This window comes from Pandoraea soli, from assembly GCF_902459595.1.
Classification (GTDB): Bacteria; Pseudomonadota; Gammaproteobacteria; order Burkholderiales; family Burkholderiaceae; genus Pandoraea; species Pandoraea cepalis.
Map to the genome: position 1 here is coordinate 160968 of NZ_CABPSG010000001.1, position 20781 is coordinate 181748.

Consider the following 20781-nt stretch of genomic DNA (forward strand, 5'->3'; position numbering starts at 1 on the left):
CTTGCCCATAGCCCCCGTGATCGTAACCGGGGCCGGGTCCCCACCAACAGCCGCCCAATGTGACGACGACAAGCATCAATAGCAAACTTCGAACCGCTTTCATGGCACCCTCCTCCGAGAACGGCATTTTCGCCGGGGTAACCGGCACCTATGCCCTCCGTACGTCTCTCAACACAAATGGTCGGCCGCCTGATAGTCCTAACGGTCCCTGGTGAGATCCTCCCTGATTTCACCCGCCTCGCCTGACGGCGTCGCCTCGTCATTTCTGCGAGGCGCGTCTTCCTGACTATGCACGACATGGAAGAAATCTTCTTTGATGCGTGAGAATTTCGCTTCCAACTCTCTGATTCGCTCTCTGACCTGACTCGGTGTCATAACCCTCTCCGTAGACTCACGTGCGTGCCTATGCCCATGGCTCGTGACCACTTTGCTCGTGGGGGATATGGGGTGTCCGTCCGGTATCGCACATGGCGATGAAGAAATGCTGCGGAATATGACAAACACTGAACCGGCCGATCTCGCGCCGCGATGCGTCATCCCTGCCCCGATCGTGTCGGTGGATTGGTACGCTGACGTACCGTATCGGCGTCGGTCTGCCGTGTAACGTGAGGTCAATACCGGAATAGCTGCAGCTCGATAACGTCTTGCGAAACGCCTTCGGCGAGGTTCCATGAAAGCCACTCGGAAATTGCAGGCGCTCGGGCAGAGTCTGTGGCTCGACAACATCACGCGATGCTTGCTGGTTGACGGGACGCTGGCCTGTTACCGAGATGAATACGACGTCACAGGTTTGACGTCGAATCCCAGCATATTCCTCAAGGCGATTCGCGATACCGCAGCGTACGACATGGACATCGCGAAGCCGGCCGATCCGACGCTCACCGACGAAGCGTTGTTCTTCTCCCTTGCGATCAAGGACCTGACCCAGGCGGCCGGGCTGTTCCTTCCGGTGCACCAAAAGACCGACGGTGTCGATGGATGGGTCTCGCTGGAAGTGTCGCCGTGGCTCGCCGAAGACGCCGTCGGAACAGTAGCAGCCGCCAAGCGCCTGCATGCAAGCGCCGATTGTCCCAATCTGTTCATCAAGATCCCCGGCACGGCGATCGGCCTCGTCGCGATCGAGGAGGCAATCTTTGCCGGCGTGCCGATCAATGTCACGCTCCTTTTCTCTCGAGAGCAATACGTAGAGGCGGCAAACGCCTACTGGAGAGGCCTGGCGCGCAGGCGTGATGCCGGGCTTGATCTGCACGTGGCATCCGTGGCATCGCTTTTCGTCAGCCGCTGGGACACCGCCATCACAGGGGAGGTGCCGTTCGGATTGCGCAACCGTCTCGGCGTGGCCGTGGCCAAACAAACGTACGGCGCCTACCGTGAGCGCATGTCGCACCCGATGTGGCACGAGTTGTCCGAAGCTGGTGCAAGCTCCCAGCGCCTGTTGTGGGCCAGTACGGGAGTCAAGAGCCGGGAACTCTCGCCGGGCTACTACGTTGAAGCACTTGCCGCACCGGATACGATAAACACGGTGCCGGAGGCAACCCTTCTGGCATTTGCGACGCACGGCGAATTGATCAGTGTCATGCGCGAGGATGGTGGTAACGCCGATCCGGTGCTCGCAGACTTCGCGCACGCCGGCATCGACGTCGCAGCACTCGCCGCACGCCTTCAGCGCGAAGGCGTTGCGTCGTTTCGGCAGGCATGGACTGAACTCATGCAGGCCATTGCCGACAAGCGCACACCCGACTGACACCCGAGCCCGGCGGCACAGCGTACGCCCCGAGCGCACTGATGGCCGAAGCGCCGCGTATGACGGGGTCGGGCGATTCCTTTACGTGTGCTTCTTCAGATCGTGGCGTGCGTCGCCGACGACTGACTGAACTTTGCCGACATGCTTCTCGATCTTGCCGTCGACCTCCAATTTCGTGTTGCCGACCACCTTACCGGTGACCTCTTTGATTTTGCCGACGGCTTCCTTGACCCGGCCTTTCACTTGGTCTTTGTTCATGATGATTTACGTTCTCGGTGGATAAGAAATTGAGCCCCTTGACCGGGGCTCGGGTGTCGCGCGCTTTCGTGGCGACATGCGTCACACGCCGATTGACGGTGTCGAGCAAGATATGGATTGCGCGCCTCATAGTCGACCCATCAAGAGCAGAACAATCACGACGGCCAGCAGCAATCCCACTGCGCCGCTCGGCGCAAATCCCCAACCCGAGTTGTACGACCAGGCTGGGAATGCTCCTACCAACAGAAGTACCAGAACAATCAGCGCCACAATTCCTAAAGACATGATTTACTCCCTGCTTTGGTTAGAGGGAGATTTCCAGGCCCTCACAATAAGGGTAGTCGCACAACGACGGCACGTCGGTTCGGTGCCGTACTAAGACGGCGAACGAGGCTCGTTCGGTATTGGAAGCCTCTGATCAGCGCCGCGATCAGGTGGTGCGGCAATGGATTTCTGTTCGGTAGTGGACAGACCTACCGAACAAACGCTCCTAGTGTCGAGCGAGCGATGTTGCCCGATCGCAATACCTTCGTGAGTCAAAGGGCGTAGCAGTCAACCGTTTCACCATTCGATGGAGATGCCAGCGATGCAGCACGATGATCTTGATCAGTTGTGCGTCGACACCCTGCGCACCTTGTCGATCGACGCGGTGCAAAAGGCGCAGTCCGGGCACCCGGGCACGCCGATGGACGCTGCTCCGACGGTTTATTGTTTGTGGCAACGTTTCCTGCGTTACGACCCGGACCATCCGCTCTGGGCTGGCCGGGATCGCTTTGTCTTGTCGAACGGGCATGCCTGTGCGCTGCTGTACAGCTTGCTGCACGTTTGTGGTGTCAAGAGCGATGATGCAGCCGACGAATTGGCCGTGACGATCGACGACCTTAAGTCCTTCCGACAACCGGGAAGCCGATGCACCGGACACCCCGAGTACGGTTGGACGACGGGTGTCGAGACCACGACCGGTCCGCTTGGGCAAGGCATTGCCACGAGCGTGGGTATGGCGATCGCACAGAAATGGCTAAGTGCAACCTACGACCGTCCGGGGTTTCCGCTATTTCACTACAACATCTACGCGCTTTGCGGCGACGGCGACATGATGGAGGGGCTCGGTGCCGAAGCCGCCTCGCTCGCCGGTCATCTGAAGCTGGCCAATCTGTGCTGGATATACGACGACAACCACATCACCATCGAAGGATCCACCCGCCTGGCATTCACCGAAGACGTCGGTGCGCGCTTTGCATCGTATGGCTGGCATGTCGAGCGCGTAAGCGACGCCAATGACCTGACGCAGTTGTCGCGTGCTTACCAAGGTTTTCTCGACACCGGCGACGCGCCAACCCTCATCATCGTGCAAAGCCATATCGGCTATGGCGCGCCACACCGCCAGGACAGGCGTGAAGCTCATGGAGAGCCGCTCGGCGCGGCGGAGGTGCGTCTAGCCAAAGAATTTTTCGGCAGAGATCCCGACAAGCAGTTCGACGTGCCCGATGGCGTAACGTCGCATTTGCACGGAGGCCTCGGCCGCCGTGGCCGCGACGCCCATACGCGTTGGCTCGAGCTTTTTGCGGACTATCGGGCCCAGTATCCCGACTTGACCGATGCACTGGAGCGAATGCAGGCGCGGGAGCTACCCCCTGGGTGGGACGCCCCCCTACCCGCTTTTACCGCGACGACGGCCGGTCTTTCGACCCGCGCTGCATCGGGGCAAGTGCTCAATGCCATTGCCGAGCGTGTACCCTGGTTACTAGGGGGCGCTGCCGATCTCTCCCCATCGACGCTTACTCGCCTGACCTTCGATCTCGTGGGCGATTTCCAGAACCCCGACGCACAGGCTGGCGGCAACTATCGGGGCCGGAACTTTCACTTCGGCGCGCGCGAGCATGCCATGTGTGCGATAGCCAACGGCATGAGTCTGTCGTCGCTACGTCCGTTTGTCGTCAGCTTTCTCATCTTCAGCGATTACTGCCGGGCGGCACTCCGGCTGGGTGCGATGATGGAACTGCCGCTCGTCACGGTTTGGACGCATGACTCCATCAGCCTGGGGGAAGACGGGCCCACGCACCAGCCGATCGAACAACTTGCCTCGCTGCGGGCCATGCCGGGCATGACCGTACTGCGTCCAGCCGACGCCGCAGAAGTCGCCGAGGCGTGGCGCGTCATCATGGAGCGCAAGCGCGGGCCGGTCTGCCTCGTACTCACCCGTCAGGCCGTGCCAATTCTTGATCGACAACGTTACGCAAGTGCCGCAGGCGTTGCCCGAGGCGCATATATCCTGGTTGATGCCTGCGAGGAAATGAACATCGAAGGCGGTACCCCGGACGTGCTGCTGCTGGCCACTGGCAGCGAAGTTGCGTTGTGCGCTGCGGCGTACGACGAACTGAAGCGGGATGGAATTTTCGCGCGGGTGATCAGCATGCCGTCGTGGGAAATATTCGAGAGTCAGTCGTTGGCGTATCGCGACCACATTCTGCCGCCCTCCGTCATCGCGCGAGTTGCCGTGGAGGAGGCTTCCACCTTTGGATGGGAGCGCTATGCCGGGCATGAAGGCGCCATTTTCGGGATGCACACGTTTGGCAAGTCTGGCCCGCGCGAGGCGCTGGCATGTCATTTCGGCTTCGACGTGGCGCATATCGTCACTGCCGCCAAGGCGCAGCTCATGCGTCACGGTACGAAGTCGCGCGGGACACCGTCGTGAGCGAATCCAGAACGCTTGCATCGCGGATCGCGTCGGTCAGCCCATACGCTGGACAGCAGCTCTCGCCGGACAAGCTGGTCAACGTCTCGCGTCTAGTAACGGCCTACTATTGCAACACCCCCGACCCGGACGTTCCGGCGCAGCGCGTAGCGTTCGGAACCTCCGGCCATCGCGGTTCGTCGTTCCTGACGACGTTCAACGAAGCGCATATCCTGGCGATCAGTCAGGCCATCTGCGGCTACCGCCAACGGCATGGTATTGATGGACCGATATTCGTTGGCATCGACACGCATGCTTTGTCCGAACCGGCGTTTGCAACTGCCATGCAGGTGTTCGCGGGCAACGGTCTCGACGTGATGATTTCGGCGGGCGGCGAATACACGCCAACGCCTGCGGTGTCGCATGCCGTCGTCACATACAATCGCGGGCGTACGGCAGGGCTCGCTGACGGTGTCGTCATCACGCCGTCGCACAACCCTCCCGATAACGGCGGCTTCAAATACAACCCGCCGCACGGCGGGCCGGCGGAGTCTGCGGTGACCACCTGGATCGAGACGCAAGCCAACGAGTTGTTGCGCGGCGGACTGCGAACGATGCCAAGGATCAGCGTCGAGCAGGCCATGCGCGCATCCACGACGCACCCCTATGACTTCCTGAACACCTATATCGACGACTTGCCCAACGTTATCGACATGGATGTGTTGCGTGCTTCAGGCATTCGTATGGGCGTTGACCCACTGGGGGGAGCCGGCGTTCACTATTGGCCGGCCATTGCCGATCGGTATCGACTCAATCTGACGGTCACCCGGACGACCGTGGACCCGACATTTGCCTTCATGACCGCCGATTGGGACGGCCGAATCCGAATGGATCCGTCGTCGGCCTTTGCGATGCAAGGCCTGATCGCACAGAAAGATGCGTTCGACGTCGCCTTCGCCTGCGACACCGACCATGACCGGCACGGCATCGTGACGCCAGGCGGGGGCTTGCTTGCGCCCAACCACTATTTGGCCGTGACGGTCGAGTACTTGTTTGAGCACCGCCCCGAATGGCCGGCCGACGCCGCGATTGGCAAGACCGTTGTCGGCAGCCAGTTGATCGATCGTCTGGCGTCGAAGCTCGGGCACCGTCTTTACGAGGTTCCCGTCGGGTTCAAATGGTTTGCTGCCGGGCTGCTCGATGGATCCCTTGCGGTCGCCGGAGAGGAAAGCGCAGGCACGAGCTTCTTGCGGCGCGACGGCGCCGTCTGGACAACCGACAAGGACGGTCTGATCCCTGCACTGCTGGCAGGCGAGATGCTGGCGCGCACCGGGCGGGACCCCGGAGCGCTTTACAAGACACTGACGTACGCATTGGGCTCACCCGTGGAGGCCCGGCGCGAAGCGAGTGCGACACTCGCACAGAAGGCTGCGCTCGCGGCCCTGTCAGCCGACACGGTGCGATCGGAGCGGCTCGCCGGAGAGCCGATCAATGCAATTCTGACCCAGGCGCCCGGCAACGACGCGCCAATCGGTGGCTTGAAAGTGGTGGCCGATCATGGCTGGTTTGCCGCGCGCCCGTCCGGCACGGAAGCGATCTATAAGATCTATGGCGAGAGCTTTCAGGGCGAGCGCCACCTGCAGCGACTGCTGAACGAGGCTCAAGCCATCGTCAAAGAGGCGCTTGGCGACGTAACCTCGCCGCCTTCATAGCAAGCGTCTCCCCAAAGCCTGCCTGAAGCAGGCCCCTCGTGATCAGTTGACCCCGGCCGGTCAGGGCACTCGCACACTATCGAAACTCGAGTGGCCCAGGATCACCAACGCAAGACCGATCGTCCTGATGGGACTCGTGCTTTGTTTTCGTGTGAGCCAGGATTTCATCATAGACTCCTGCCTTCTCAGCGCTTGTGGCCCACTTGATGACCTTCCTTGCGGAATATCAGGTCGGCATTGTGCTTCTGCACGTCGGACATGCTGTTGTAACGCGCCTCTAAGGCGGGCGTCAATTTCCCGATACCGTCGGCATGGGCCTTGGCAACTTGACCGTATGACCGCAAATCGTCAACGACGCTCATATGGTTTTCGCCATCGGCGTGTGTTTTAAGCAACGACTGCGCCCTGTTGGCGTTGTCTAGCATTATCTGCGCACCGAGGTTGCGTCTGTTCGCTGGCGGACCCTCCTCCCCGTTCTCCCCGGATCAAAGATTGTTCGCTATCGGACAGACGTTCGGGACGTCCGCCCTTAGCCTCTGCATCACGCCATCGATATGGGTTCGAGCGGCACTGACGACCCTTGAGCGGCTTAGGTCGTCGGCGCCGAGTGGCTGGTAAAGCACTTTCGTCAAGACGTTAGGGAGAGGCAGATGTTCACATGCAGAACGTGCGGCGAGTTGAGCGACTTTCCGGACGTGACTCCGGAAGTCAACGACCTCGGCTTTTATTTCGATTGCCCCGGCTGCGGTGCGAGAAACAAGCTTGTCAACGTGGCTACACCGGGCGAGACAGCAGCGCTGGTGCAGCTTTCCGACGAGTAAATCGCCACACCAAAAGGTCTGGTGCGCTAACGGACCGAGCCCCCATTCGGGGGCCCGGTTCAATGCGCGGCATCACAACGATTTGATCCCACAGTGTGGTCTGCAACGCGCAGCGATCCTTTGCCGTACTGCCCGCCCACCACGAAGCCCGCATCCATGATCGTCAATGACACGCTTACGCCATGCCCGCGCGCCTCCAGATACGGTACGTCAACGTACGCGCCCGGACGATTCGCCAGTGCCCCAAGCGTTGACAGTCCGCACGCCGAATGCGGCCCATCGGTTCGGTAGCGGACTGACATGTCGCAGACGTACGCGCATGCTGAGCTTCTCAGCCGTGCGGTTGAGCGCGGCCTGAATTGTGAATGGTCGCGTCCGGTTCGCCTCGCGTACGTCATGCCGACGTCCGGTTAAGGCCACCGTGGTCATACGGAGATCGCCATGACTACCCAAATTTCCGTGGTTCCCGCTGTTGCCGAGGGTCTCGGCACCGATGTGCGACCCACCACTCCCAAGCCAAGGAAACATCTGCTGAACATGGTTCGCGTCCATCGGCCCGCTTGGCGCGGGGCGCTCACTGGCGGCTTGGCAATCGCACTTGGCCTCGCGCTTGTGCCCGCAAAGGCCGAGGACAGCAGCATGACCTCTGAGGCCAAGAGCGACATGCACCGTTCGGAACGTGTCATGTCCGACAGTTGGATTACTACCAAAGTGAAATCCGAGCTCCTCGCGAATAGCATCAGCGACGGCACGAACGTCAGCGTGAAGACCACCCACGGCGTAGTCGTGTTGACTGGGACGCTTGCCAGTCAAGACGCCGTCAGCGGTGCGAAGCGCATTGCGGAACATGTCAAGGGCGTCAAGCGCGTAGATAGCTCGGGATTGACCGTTGGCCCGCGATAGTTTGCACAACTTCGATAACAGCATGAAGAGATCGGTGAGTCTCACCGAGGAAGCGAGGTGATTGTCACGCGTTATGCGGTGCTTCTGTTTGTCACGAAGGGTTTCATTTTGCGCTGCCCATAGCGGCAAGTGCCGCTTGCAAACGAGCATCACGCCACATGCCCTTCAATCGATCGAGCCTATGGACTCGCTCGCATATTCCTACGAATCAGGAGGTCCACCGTGTGGTCATTCGCATGGATCAACCGGGGCGCGGCTCGTCTTTTCGGATCTATAGGAAGTCATGGCGGCCCAATCTCGCAACGACCCGACGCCAGCCCGCCCCTATCCGCGAACAGCTCGGAAGGCGTGGACACGGCAGCGTCCCTGGTCGAGCCGACACCGCGCATGCCAGTGGACGCGCGAGGCCTGGCACTGGGCATTCTGGCGACGCTCGCCGTCCTATTCGCCCTTGAGTGGGCGCAACGATTTGTCGTCCCGGTCCTGCTCGGCGTCTTCCTTGCTTACACCCTCAACCCTCTGGTCGTTGGGCTGGGGAAGCTAAGAGTCGGACGTTACGCTGGCGCCGTTATCGTGATGCTCGCCGTCGTCGGCATATTCGTGTCCGGCAGCTATCCCTTGCGCGATCAGATCGACAGAGTGGTCGAGCAGTTACCTGCGGTCACACGGACGTTCTCGACCTTATTGGATAACCTGCACAGCGGCACATTCGGCAATCTTCAAAAGATGAAAGCCGCTGCGGGGGCGATCGAGAACGCGGCCAATCGGGCCTCCGACCTGTCCTCGCCGCCGAGGCAGTCGGTGACGCATGTCGTGCTGGATCAGCCCGCTTTCAAGCTGAGCACCTTTCTGTGGGTGGGTTCAATGGGGGCGCTGGGATTCATTGCCCAAGCCCTGACAGTGATCCTGCTGGCATTTTTTCTTTTGGTCAGCGGAGACACGTTCAAGCGCAAGCTCGTGCGGTTGGCGGGGCCGTCGCTATCGTCGAAAAAAATCACCGTGCGCATTCTCGACGACATCAACAACTCCATACAGCAATACATGCTGATGCTGCTCGTGACCAATATGCTGGTCGGCGGGCTCAGTTGGGTTGCGTTTCGCGCAATGGGTCTGGATAACGCGGGGGCCTGGGCCCTGGCGACGGGGCTTTTGCATGTGGTGCCCTACCTCGGGCCGGGCGTGAGCGCTGCGGCGACCGGTATGGCCGCGTACATGCAGTTCCAATCGTTCTCGATGGCGCTGCTGGTCTCGGCGACGTCTCTTGCGATTGCGACGCTCGTCGGAACCTTCGTCTCCACGTGGATTACCGGGAAGATCGCCAAGATGAATCCGGTCGCCATCTTCGTCTCGCTGCTTTTCTGGGGCTGGCTCTGGGGAATCGCCGGCATGCTGCTGAGCATCCCGATCATTGTCATCGTGAAGGTCATATCGCAGCACGTGGAGCACTTCCAGCCTGTGGCGGAACTCCTGGGCGACTAGATCGACGGCAGCCCCGCCACATGCGGTAGATCGGAGACTACGCGGCTGTCTTCAGTCCCGGCATCGAATTGCCCAGGTCGGTGCTGGCTACAGCAAACGATATCGCTACCGGATTCATGCTGTCGACCATCGAGGACGGCATCAGAATGGTGGCGCCGCGTTCTTTGGTCGTCTCGTAGATGATATTCATGGCGCGCAGTTGCAACGCCTGCGGATGTCCTTCGTAAATTGCCGCAGCCTCCACAAACTTCGCCGCGACGATGGCTTCCGCAGATCCGAGAATCATGCGAGCCTGCTTTTCGCGCTCGGCCTGAGCCTGCCTCGACATGGCGTCCTGGAGGGCGACCGGAATGGCGACGTCGCGCACCTCCACCGACATCACCGCGATGCCCCATGCGGCCGTCTTGGCGCCGATTTCCGCGCGCAGTTGTTCGTCCGATGCCTTCCGATCGGAAAGCAGGGTCGATAGCATCGACGCGCCTATCATCTCGCGCAAGGAGGTCTGAGACACCCGGTCGATCGCCTGCCGGTAATCCGTGATCGCCAGGGCGGCCTTCTGGGCATCGTCGACGTGCCAGAAGATGATCGCGTCGACGTTGACTGGCACGGTGTCCTTTGTCAGCGCTTGCTCGGCGTTGAATGCCGTGGTTTGAATGCGTTCGTCGATCACTGCCGTGATGCTATCGATGACCGGCAGAATCATGAACAGTCCCGGGCCCTTCACACTTTGCAGTTTGCCGGCGCGCAGGATCACGAACTTCTGCCATGCGTTAGCCATCTTCAGCGTCGAACCCAGCAATACGGCAGCGACGAGAAAGCATGGTGCCAGATACGGACTGACGTAGACGCCAGCCACGGCTCCCGCGAGAAGCAGAACCAGTACCAGGAATGAAGTGATGGAATTCATGTTGGGCGCTCCTGTGCAGGCGGATTTCAGTCCACCGGCGTATCGAGACGATCAAGATGCGGGGCCTTGAAGCCACGCCCCTAACTGTCCTCTCGCTTGTTAGCCGGCGGATCGTCCCAGTAGCCCGCGCGGCCGAAGTGGTTATGGATGCTGATTTCCTGGCGTCGATCGAGCCGGGCCTTGGCATCGTAGGGCGGCGCGGCTTTCACCGCTTCGCGCGTCAGCGCCAGCGAAACAGTCGCGTCTAGCCAGTTCATTTGCTCGATCACCTTCACGGGGACGGCCACCAGATGGCCCATCCACCAGTTGCTGGTGTTCACGATGAGGTAGCGCAGCGCCCAGGTGTGAACATCCACGAGCAAGCCTTCCACGTGTCCGATGTCCCCGTCGCTCGCATGGATGTGATAGTTGCTCACCGCATCGGCACTGCGCAGATGCGGATCGTGTCGCGGCCGATTCACGCCCTCGTCGTTGGAATTCGCAGCTTCTCGTGCCGCACGAAATGCATCCAGTTCAGAACGGCTGCCGCTTGCGAGGCCGCCCGGAAACGCGCATTCTCCCCATGCGCCCATGCCGCCCCAGTAGTCCGGGTACCCGTAATACGCCAGATAGTCGGCTTCATGCTCGCGGGAAACCGGCTTGTGCATGTCGATGTTCGGACTGTGCTTGACCTGGTCCCTGGTGATCGTGACCGGGATGATGTCGTCGAGCCAGTCGCTCTGGCCAATCGAGATCGGCGAGATCAATACCTGCCGGTTCGCAAGCCACGTCCCGGTTTCCACGACGAGGTATCTGACGACCCACGCCTTGTCGTCGAAGTACAGATCTTTCACGAGACCGACATCACCGTCAGTCGCGCGGACGGTGCAGCCCTCCAGTTCGTCCAGGGTTCGTAACATGGCAAACCTCCCGTGAATCGCCTGTCAATGACGGCGCCCGGCCGTTGCATGTACACAAACACCACGCGATGGAGACGGTCAGACGCCGTAGTCGCTCTCACCGTACTTCAAAGTATCTGGCGAGTCCGTTCGGTATCGAACCGACTCGGTCGGCAAAAGCCGCGATGATCGTCAAATACCTATGCCGCGCATGCGCCAAGAGGAGTCGATCATGAGAAAGGAAAGGATACTGCTTCATGTCTACGGAGAACGTCAGGACGCGGTCTGGACATTGACATGTCTGGATCTGTCGTTTTCCTCTAGCGCCACGGATCTGATGAAAGCCAAGGCGTATGTGAGAGCGAACGCCCACAAGTACTTGCAGGGAAAATTGATTGGTGAAAATATCCAGTTCCCGGCCATTCCGGTAAGCGGGCGCGACGTCTTCCAGCGCAAGCTGAGATACTGGATCGCTCGAATCTGGCAGCACTTCGACCCCCATACGCGAGACCACATTTACGACGAGGTCGTCGGTCTGGATGACAAGCATCCCGTGTTCTCCTGATAGCCGTGCAACGCCGGAGACATCGGCATGTGGAAACCGCCAGGACTGGATTACTTTGTCGGAACCCCACGGGGGACGAGCGACTTCGGGCCTGTGGAGGCCCCGATTCGCGCGGAGTTGTTCAGCCGCGACCGACTGGAGCAGCATGCGCTCAGTTTGGCGCGCGCCCAGCAAGTCGCCGCGCATCCGCCGCGCACCCGAGGGCTAACCTTACGCGCCGCCGACAATGAGCGTGTATTGCGCCGGTGCTATGACGCAACCGCGCACGCCACCTTGCAGCGCCGCTCGATTACCCCGGCTGCGGAATGGTTACTCGACAATTTCCGTACCGTCTCGGACCAGTTCAGAGAGGTCCGGAACGGTCTGAACACGAAGTCTTTCCGATCATTGCCGCGGCTGCTTGACGGCCCGTTGCGTGGCCTCCCGCGCATCTATGGTGTGATGTGGGCCTTCGTGGCTCACACCGACAGCCGTTTCGATCCTGCGCTGCTCACGTGCTTCCTGCTCGCCTATCAGAAGGTCGAGCCGCTGACCATGGCAGAGCTTTGGGCCATGCCACTCACACTGCGCGCCGTGATGATCGAGAATCTCCGGCGCCTCTGCGCGCAAGTCACACGAGCCCAGGTGAGCCGTCAGGCCGCCGACCGATATGCGGATGACCTACTCGCGCACAAAGAGACTGCACCCCCTGCTGCCGGTGATGTAGCGACGACACACGCGCGCGTCGTCGAGCCGTTCGAGCCGTTCGAGCCGGCTTTCACGGTCCAGTTGATTCAGCGCCTGCGCTATCAGGATAGGTCCCTGCAATGGCTGAGCGACCAACTGGCGCAACAAGGACAATCGGCTGAGGAGATCGTCCAGGCCGAACACGCGAACCAGGCGGCAGCTAACATGAGCGTGCGCAATGTCATCACCAGTTTGCGCGACATGCGGGCGTTCGATTGGCAGCCGCTGTTCGAGGATGTCAGCCTGGTCGACGCGCATCTGCGCCACAACGCAGGTTATGCTGAAATGGACTTTGCGACTCGAGATGGGTACCGGCACGAGATCGAGAAATTGGCGGCAAGATCGCGGTTCTCGGAGCTTGAGGTCACGCAAGCGCTGAACGCCATGGCGGCCGCCGCGGCGGCTGGCACGGGCGATGCGACTGACGTCGAAGACATGCCGCGTCGCACGGACCCGGGCTACTATCTTCTGTCGGCCGGCCGGCGGGCCTTTGAGCGTGAGATCGCGTATCGTATGCCGATCACCCGTCGCTGTCGGTTGCATGATCCCCACCAATGCGCGGTCGCCTACATCGTGAGCGTTTGTCTGTTGAGTGGCCTAATCCTGGCCATTCCCGTCTTGCTCAGTGCCACGGCGGGGGTCAGCGTCGCCGGTCTGGTTGTTTTGGCCGTATGTGGTCTGTTCCCGGCGTCGGAGCTTGCCGTTTTGCTCATCGACCGCGCGTTAGCCCGACTGATTCCCCCCCGTCACTTGCCGCGCCTTGAGCTGGCCGACGGCATTTCGCCTGAACTCAGAACCTTCGTCGTCGTACCGATGATGCTGACGAACGAGGCGGACATCGCCGCACAGGTCGCACAGTTGGAAGTGCACTATCTCGCGAATGCCAAGGGGGACGTCCGGTTTGCCCTGCTCTCAGACTGGCGGGATGCCGATGCGGAGCACGTCGACAGCGATATGCCGCTTCTGGCAGCGGCCAGCGCCCGCATAGCGACACTAAATTCCCGCTATGCAGACTGCACTCCCGATACCCCCCGATTCTTCCTCTTCCATCGCAGGCGACTTTGGAATGAAACGCAGCGCAAATGGCTGGCATGGGAGCGCAAGCGGGGCAAACTCCACGAGTTCAACCGGCTGCTGCGAGGTGCCACGAACACCTCGTTCATGGACGTCGAAGGACGTGCGCCGTGGACACCTCCCGGCGTCCGGTACGTCATCACGCTCGACAGCGACACGCGTTTGCCTATCGACGCCGTGCGGCAGCTCGTCGGCACAGCGGCGCACCCGCTGAACCGTCCGCACTTCGATCGGGGCTCGCGGCGTGTGGTCGCTGGTTACGGCATTCTGCAACCGCGAATCACACCCACACTGCCCGCCATGCACGAGGGAACCGTCTATTCGCGTCTGTTTTCGGGACGCTACGGCATCGATCCCTATGCCGGCGCCGTGTCCGATGTGTATCAGGATTTGCTTGGCGAGGGCAGTTACATCGGCAAAGGCCTGTATGACGTCGATGCCTTCGAATCCGCGCTTGCGGACCGAATTCCGGAGAACACGATTCTTAGCCACGACCTATTCGAAGGCAACTTCGCCCGTTGCGGATTGGTCACGGATGTCGAACTGTTCGAAGACTTCCCTTCGCATGCGCAGGTCGCCGCCACCCGGCTGCACCGGTGGATCCGCGGCGACTGGCAACTTCTGCCGTGGATCGTCGGCAAGCGCGGTGGGGCGATTCCGGCTGCGGCTCGATGGAAGATGCTCGACAATTTGCGCCGCTCGCTCACTGCGCCAGGAGCGCTGGCCACGCTGGTGTGCGCATGGGTAGTCGCGCAGGCGCCTGTCGGGATCTGGTCGGCACTGGTATTGCTGGCGATATCCGCCTCTGAGATATTCATGATCGCGGCAGGCCTGATCCCGTCGCAGACTGGCATTTCGATGCCGAGCCACTTGCGCGCGGTAGGCCGCGACATTGGCAGCGGCGTCGAGCGTACCTTTATCGTAGTGTCGATGTTGGCGAACCAGGCGTGGCTAGCCGCCGACGCCATCGCGCGCACGTTATTCCGGCTGACCGTCTCACGGCGCCGACTGCTCGAATGGGTGACGGCGGCGCAGCTCAAACTGCATGCGGGGCGCTCGTTTGGCAATTTTATTTGGTCGCTTCGCGGTGCCATCACACTCACGGTATTGTGCGCGGCTATCGTGACATGGTCCAGACCTGCCAGCCTTCCCTGGGCAGCGCCGTTTCTGATCGTCTGGGGCCTCTCTCCGTTCGTCGCCCAGCGGATAAGCCGCCATCCGGGCCCCGCGCGCTCGTCCCTCGTCTCGACGGAAGATAGCGAGGCATTGCGAATGGCCGGCCGGCGAATCTGGCGCTTTTTCACTACCTTCGTCGACGACGACAATCATCACCTTCCTCCCGACAACTTTCAGGAAGACCCGCGCCCCGTGGTAGCGCACCGAAGCTCGCCGACCAACTTTGGCCTCTATTTGCTGTCGGTACTTTCTGCCCGCGACTTCGGTTGGATCGGCGTGACGGAGACGCTCGAACGCTTGGAGCGAACGCTTGGCACGATGTCGACCCTGGCGCGCTACCAGGGGCATTTCTTCAACTGGTATGACACCCAAGATTTGAGCCCGCTGGCTCCACAGTACGTGTCGAGCGTCGACAGCGGCAATCTGGCAGGCCATCTGCTCGTGGTCGCGAGCGCGTGCGAAGAAATTACTCTTGAACCGGTGTTCGACCGTGCGCAACTCGATGGAATTCTCGACACGGTCGCCCTCTTGCGCGACGCCATCGCTCACGAGAGCGACGACCGGCGAACGCTCACCGTGAACCGCAACCATTTATACGAAGAACTCAATGCGCTGGAACACATTCTCCTCCAGCCGGTACCGTCCAAACCGATCGAAGTTATCGCCGATGCATCGGATGGGTGGCGCCGGCGCTGGTATGCGATCGACCGTCTCGTGACGACGCTGCTCGATCTCGCCCAGACGTTCGTGAACGAGCGTGGTGACGCTGCGCATAGCGAAGTGCTCTACTGGGTCGGCGCGATCCGGAACGATGTCAAGAGCCACCTGCTCGATCTCGCGCCGGACGTATCGCCTGCAGGCGAATCGCCCCTATATTTCACGGCGTCACCTTTACCCGGTCCGGACATTGCGAAACGATTTGAAGCCGTTGCGGCATTGGCTCGCCGGCTATTCTACGAGATGGATTTCCGCTTCTTGTTCGCCTCCGACCGGCGTTTGTTCTCGATTGGCTATCGAATGGCGGACGCGGAGCTGGACAACTCGTACTACGACCTACTAGCGTCCGAGGCGCGATTGACGAGCTTCATCGCCATCGCCAAGGGCGACGTGCCGGCAACGCACTGGTTCCGGCTCGGGCGCATCATGGCGCCTTACGGCAAGGCAGCGGTGCTGATGTCATGGTCAGGCTCGATGTTCGAATACCTGATGCCGTCACTGGTGATGGACTATCCCCACAGGAGCCTTCTGGATTCATCGTGCGGGCTTGCCGTCGCGAGTCAGATCGCCTATGGCAAGACGCGTAACGTGCCGTGGGGAATCTCCGAGTCGGCCTGTAACATTCGGGACCGCGCGATGACCTATCAATATGCCGATTTCGGCGTGCCTGAGTTGGCTTTGAAGCGCGGGCTGGCGCGGTCCCTGGTGATCGCACCCTATGCCACGGTGCTCGCTGCACAGTATGACCTGCCGAACGCAATTACCAACCTGAAGCGGCTTGATGCCGTTGGCGCTCGCGGTGTCTTCGGCTACTACGACGCCGTCGACTACACCCCGTCGCGCCTGCCGAATAACTGTAGCGCGGTGCCGGTTCGCACCTACATGGCCCATCATCAGGGCATGTCGTTGGTCGCGCTGTCCAACGTGCTGTTCGGCGACGTCGTGCGGCAACGCTTCCATCGTCAGGCCGTCGTACGCGCCGCCGACTTGCTCTTGCATGAGGTTAGCCCGCGTGAAATTTGCGAAGTCGATCTCGCGCCTGACATCGCTGACACGCCGCCTGGTGTTGATGCGATTGTGCCGGTCGTGCGCCGTTTCTATTCCGCAGGCCAGACGCCTCCCGCCACGCACCTGCTATCGAACGGCCAGTATTCCGTCATGGTCACCGCTGCCGGTTCCGGATACAGCCTCTGCGGAAACGCGGCCGTGACCCGCTGGCGTGAGGACGTTACGTGCGATCCCTGGGGAGCCTACCTTTTTCTGCGGGACACAGCCGATGACGCCGTCTGGTCTGCGACCTTCCAACCCGTCGACACCGAGCCCGACAGCTATGACGTGGCATTCTCCGAAGATCGTGCAACCATCGTCCGGCAGGAGGGTTCGCTTGTCACGACGCTGGAAATCCTGGTATCCCCAGAAGACAACGCAGAAATCCGCCGCCTGTCCATCACTAATGCGGGCGCGCTGGCGCGTGAAATAGAAGTCACTTCCTACGCCGAAATCGTGTTGGCCCCGATGGCGAGCGACACGGCGCATCCTGCCTTCTCGAACCTGTTTGTCCAGACGGAATATCTGCCGGAAGTGCAGGGACTGCTCGCCGTACGCCGTCCTCGTGGCGGCAACGATGCGCCCCTGTGGGCGGCGCACGTACTGGCGCGCTCGCCGCATGGCGGCAACGTGGGCTATGAGACTGATCGGGCACGTTTCATCACACGGGGACATACGATCTGCGACCCGGTAGCAGTCATGGACGGCCGTCCGTTGTCGAATACGGTTGGCGCAGTACTGGACCCGATTTTCAGCCTGCGCACGCGCATTACCGTTGCCCCCGGCGCGACCGAGCACCTGGTGTTTTCTACGATGGTGGCGCCAGACCGTGAGTCGTTGCTCGATCTCACCGACAAGTATCACGACCCGGCAAGCTTCCATCGCATTTCGACATTGGCTTGGACGCAGGGACAGGTCAATCTGCACTATCTCGGTATCACGGCCGACGACGCGAATCTCTTCCAGTTCATCGCCAACCGGGTGCTTTATGTGGACGCCGCCATGCGTGCGGCCGCCGAGGTGCTCAAACGGAACACGCTCAGTGCGCCATCGTTATGGCGATTCGGTATTTCCGGCGATCTGCCCATCGTACTGATCCGGGTGAACGATCCGGACGACCGCGACATCGTCAGACAGTTGCTGCGTGCCCATGAATACTGGCAAGGCAAGGGGGTCCCGGTCGACCTCGTTATTCTCAACGAGTGCAAAGTGTCGTATATCCAGGATCTGCAAAGTTCACTGCAGACGATGGTCAGCGGCACGCAAGTCACGCCCGAGCCGAGCGACGGGCGCGGCGGTATTTCCGTCATTCGTGCCGACGGCCTCGAAGCCGCGGAAATGACATTGTTGCTAACTGCCGCTCGTGTCGTGCTCGCGGGGGCACGACAAGGCAGCCTCGAAGAGCAAGTCGTGCGCATGGTACGAAGCCTTGCCCGGAAGCCGTTGAGCATCGCCCAATGGCCCGGAGCGCGTAGCGATGAATTCGTCGACACGCCGTTGCCCTCCCCTGTCCTTGAGTACTTCAATGGGCTGGGTGGGTTTGCCGAGCAGGGGCGCGAGTATGTGACGGTACTCGGGCCGGGGCAACGCACACCCGCACCGTGGCTCAACGTCATTGCTAATCCCGACTTTGGTTTTCAGGTCTCGGAGTCAGGGGGCGGCTATACCTGGTCGTCCAATAGCCAAGAGAATCAGCTGACCCCATGGTCGAACGACCCGGTCGTCGATCCGTGCGGTGAAGCGTTCTTTCTGCGCGATGACGATACAGGCGATCTGTGGAGCCCGACGGCATTGCCCATCCGTTTGGAGAACACTCGCTATATTGCCTCTCACGGATTCGGATACAGTCGTTTCGCGCATGCGGTGCATGGCATAAAGACCGAACTCGTGCAGTTCGTGAGTTGGCACGACCCCGTCAAGCTCTCGGTGCTCACCATCGAAAACCGCTCCAGCCGCCCGCGCAGACTCTCTGCCACTGCATACGCCGAATGGGCGTTAGGGACCGAGCGTGCTCGGAATGCTCCGTTTGTCGTCTCGGAGATTGATGCCGTCACAGGCGCGATGTTTGCCACCAACCCATGGAACGCCGAATTTAGTGAACGCGTCGCTTTTATGGACTGGCTTGGCGAACAGACCAGTTGGACCGGCGACCGTACCGAATTCATCGGGCGAAACGGAAACCTCGCCCGTCCTGCTGGATTGATATCCGATACTGCGCTTAGCAATGCGACGGGCGTGGGGTTGGATCCTTGCGGCGCGCTACTCACGCAGATCACGCTGGATCCAGGCGAACACGTCGAACTTACCCTTCTGCTCGGTCAGGCAAACGACCGTGACGCTGCAAGGGGATATATCCAACGTTACCGTGCGACATCGCCCGCCACGGTCTTGGACACGGTCAAATCCGAATGGCACTCCATTCTCACGCAGCTTCAGGTCGAGACACCGGATCGGGCGACCGATCTGATGCTCAACGGGTGGCTGCTCTATCAGGTGCTGTCCTGCCGCATGTGGGCGCGTGCCGCGTTCTATCAGGCGAGCGGTGGGTTTGGGTTTCGCGATCAATTGCAGGATTGCATGGCGCTGTGCCTCGCGTGCCCCGACCTAGCGCGAGCGCATTTGCTCAAGGCAGCTGCGAGGCAGTTTGTCGAAGGGGATGTGCAGCATTGGTGGCACCCGCCTTCAGGTCGAGGTGTCCGTACCCATATTTCCGACGACCGGCTTTGGCTGCCGTACTCGGTCGTGCATTACGTCAGGACGACGGGCGACACCCAGGTTCTCGACGAGCCCGTGTCCTATCTTGAAGGACGCGCTGTCTCGGACGCGGAAGAGAATGCGTACTACGTGCCGAATGTCTCAGCGCAGACCGGCACCCTGTTCGAGCATTGCCAGCGGGCCATTGATTGCAGTCTCGCAACGGGTATCCACGGCTTGCCGCTGATGGGCGGGGGCGACTGGAACGACGGCCTGAATCGCGTCGGGGTGGAGGGTAAAGGTGAAAGCATCTGGCTGGGCTGGTTCCTGCAAGCCACGGCGCTGCCCTTCGCCGAATTGGCGCAAGCGCGTGGAGAGATCGAAGCCGCAGCGCGATGGCGGGCACATGCTGGCCGATTGCGTGTCGCGCTGAACAGCGATGCCTGGGATGGCGCGTGGTACTTGCGAGCCTACTTCGATGACGGAACGCCGCTTGGCAGTGCGGGCGATGCGGAGTGTCGTATCGATTCGATCGCTCAGAGCTGGAGTGTGATCTCGGGGGCGGGAGAGGTCGACCGGCAGCGTCGTGCGATGGAGTCCGTCGAGCATTATCTGGTGCGCCCTGGCGACGACCTCATCCTGCTGTTGACGCCACCATTCGACAAAACAGAACGAGATCCTGGGTACATCAAGGGATACCTGCCGGGTGTGCGGGAGAACGGCGGACAATACACCCACGCCGCTATCTGGTGCATGATCGCGTTTGCGCAAATGGGCGATGGCAACCGTGCTGGCGACATGCTCAAGATGCTCAATCCCATCCACCATGCTGACACTCGCGCCGGCGCGCATGCCTACAAGGTAGAACCTTACGTCATGGCTGGCGATATTTATGCGTCCCCCACGCATGTCCGCAGAGGCGGTTGGACTTGGTACACGGGGGCTGCGGGGTGGATGTATCGCGGTATCGTGGAGTCCATTTTGGGGCTGCACAAAAGCGGGAACGCTCTGCGCATTCAGCCTTGCATTCCACCTGAATGGCGTCAGTTCCGCCTAAATTACCGTTTCGGCAAATCCAGCTATCTTATTTCGGTTTTGAATCCGCACGGCCGGAGCCAAGGCCCTGTATCCGTGACAGTCGACGGACATCTTCGCGAGCGCCACGATCAGGACATTCCATTAGTCGACGACGGGCATATCCATAGGGTGCTGATTCAACTTCTGCCGTTCGCATGATGGAACGATTAACCTAGTGCCATCCGCTGCGTTCCCGCTTGGTCGAATCAATCCGCGCCCCGGCTACACCCTGCCCCATTGCGTCCTGCAACCCGGAAACATTGCACGAATGCCGGCGGCATATTGAGGAATACGGCCGACACCACCGCAAGAAAGCGGCGGCCGGTCTT

At 60.8% G+C, this 20781-nt stretch carries 13 protein-coding genes; 8 read left to right on the forward strand and 5 right to left on the reverse strand.

Annotated features, from left to right (window positions below; all coding sequences use genetic code 11):
* Window positions 1-670: 670 nt before the first annotated feature.
* On the forward strand, window positions 671-1744 hold the full coding sequence (tal, locus tag PSO31014_RS00620) for a transaldolase (RefSeq protein WP_150549832.1): 1074 nt from the start codon (window positions 671-673) through the stop codon (window positions 1742-1744).
* An 81-nt stretch (window positions 1745-1825) separates the two neighbouring features.
* Here the strand turns inward: tal and PSO31014_RS00625 are convergent, their stop codons facing one another.
* Both PSO31014_RS00625 and PSO31014_RS00630 read right to left on the reverse strand, forming a co-directional pair.
* Complete coding sequence (locus PSO31014_RS00625) at window positions 1826-2002, reverse strand: CsbD family protein (RefSeq protein WP_150549833.1); 177 nt, start codon at window positions 2000-2002, stop codon at window positions 1826-1828.
* A 126-nt stretch (window positions 2003-2128) separates the two neighbouring features.
* Entirely contained in the window at window positions 2129-2287 is a 159-nt protein-coding gene (locus tag PSO31014_RS00630) for a DUF3309 family protein (protein ID WP_150549834.1), read from the reverse strand.
* A 301-nt stretch (window positions 2288-2588) separates the two neighbouring features.
* Here PSO31014_RS00630 and tkt point away from each other — a divergent pair, with 301 nt between their 5' ends.
* Both tkt and pgm read left to right on the forward strand, forming a co-directional pair.
* On the forward strand, window positions 2589-4697 hold the full coding sequence (tkt, locus tag PSO31014_RS00635; protein WP_150549835.1) for a transketolase: 2109 nt from the start codon (window positions 2589-2591) through the stop codon (window positions 4695-4697).
* Window positions 4694-6388 (forward strand): phosphoglucomutase (alpha-D-glucose-1,6-bisphosphate-dependent), encoded by a 1695-nt coding sequence (gene pgm / locus PSO31014_RS00640; protein WP_246176173.1) that lies wholly within the window; start codon window positions 4694-4696, stop codon window positions 6386-6388. The genes tkt and pgm overlap by 4 nt, the downstream gene beginning before the upstream one ends.
* Before the next feature lie 185 nt (window positions 6389-6573).
* Here pgm and PSO31014_RS00645 read toward each other — a convergent pair whose 3' ends face one another.
* Window positions 6574-6813, reverse strand: a complete 240-nt coding sequence (locus PSO31014_RS00645) for a hypothetical protein (RefSeq protein ID WP_174976323.1) — start codon at window positions 6811-6813, stop codon at window positions 6574-6576.
* A gap of 225 nt (window positions 6814-7038) precedes the next feature.
* Here PSO31014_RS00645 and PSO31014_RS22280 point away from each other — a divergent pair, with 225 nt between their 5' ends.
* The 3 genes from PSO31014_RS22280 to PSO31014_RS00655 all read left to right on the forward strand — a co-directional run bounded on the left by PSO31014_RS22280 (window position 7039) and on the right by PSO31014_RS00655 (window position 9591).
* Entirely contained in the window at window positions 7039-7209 is a 171-nt protein-coding gene (locus PSO31014_RS22280) for a hypothetical protein (RefSeq protein ID WP_174975356.1), read from the forward strand.
* 441 nt (window positions 7210-7650) lie between these two features.
* Window positions 7651-8112, forward strand: coding sequence for a BON domain-containing protein (locus PSO31014_RS00650; RefSeq protein ID WP_150549837.1), 462 nt, complete (start codon window positions 7651-7653; stop codon window positions 8110-8112).
* A 387-nt stretch (window positions 8113-8499) separates the two neighbouring features.
* Window positions 8500-9591 carry an AI-2E family transporter gene (locus PSO31014_RS00655; protein ID WP_150549838.1) on the forward strand — a complete coding sequence of 364 codons (1092 nt, stop codon included), beginning with the start codon at window positions 8500-8502 and terminating at the stop codon, window positions 9589-9591.
* 37 nt (window positions 9592-9628) lie between these two features.
* Here the strand turns inward: PSO31014_RS00655 and PSO31014_RS00660 are convergent, their stop codons facing one another.
* Complete coding sequence (locus PSO31014_RS00660) at window positions 9629-10498, reverse strand: slipin family protein (RefSeq protein WP_150549839.1); 870 nt, start codon at window positions 10496-10498, stop codon at window positions 9629-9631.
* Window positions 10499-10578: 80 nt separating this feature from the next.
* Window positions 10579-11397, reverse strand: a complete 819-nt coding sequence (locus PSO31014_RS00665; protein ID WP_150549840.1) for a PRC-barrel domain-containing protein — start codon at window positions 11395-11397, stop codon at window positions 10579-10581.
* A 211-nt stretch (window positions 11398-11608) separates the two neighbouring features.
* Here PSO31014_RS00665 and PSO31014_RS00670 point away from each other — a divergent pair, with 211 nt between their 5' ends.
* Window positions 11609-11941 carry a hypothetical protein gene (locus PSO31014_RS00670; RefSeq protein ID WP_150549841.1) on the forward strand — a complete coding sequence of 111 codons (333 nt, stop codon included), beginning with the start codon at window positions 11609-11611 and terminating at the stop codon, window positions 11939-11941.
* A gap of 27 nt (window positions 11942-11968) precedes the next feature.
* Complete coding sequence (locus tag PSO31014_RS00675; protein WP_150549842.1) at window positions 11969-20611, forward strand: GH36-type glycosyl hydrolase domain-containing protein; 8643 nt, start codon at window positions 11969-11971, stop codon at window positions 20609-20611.
* The last annotated feature ends 170 nt before the right edge of the window (window positions 20612-20781 follow it).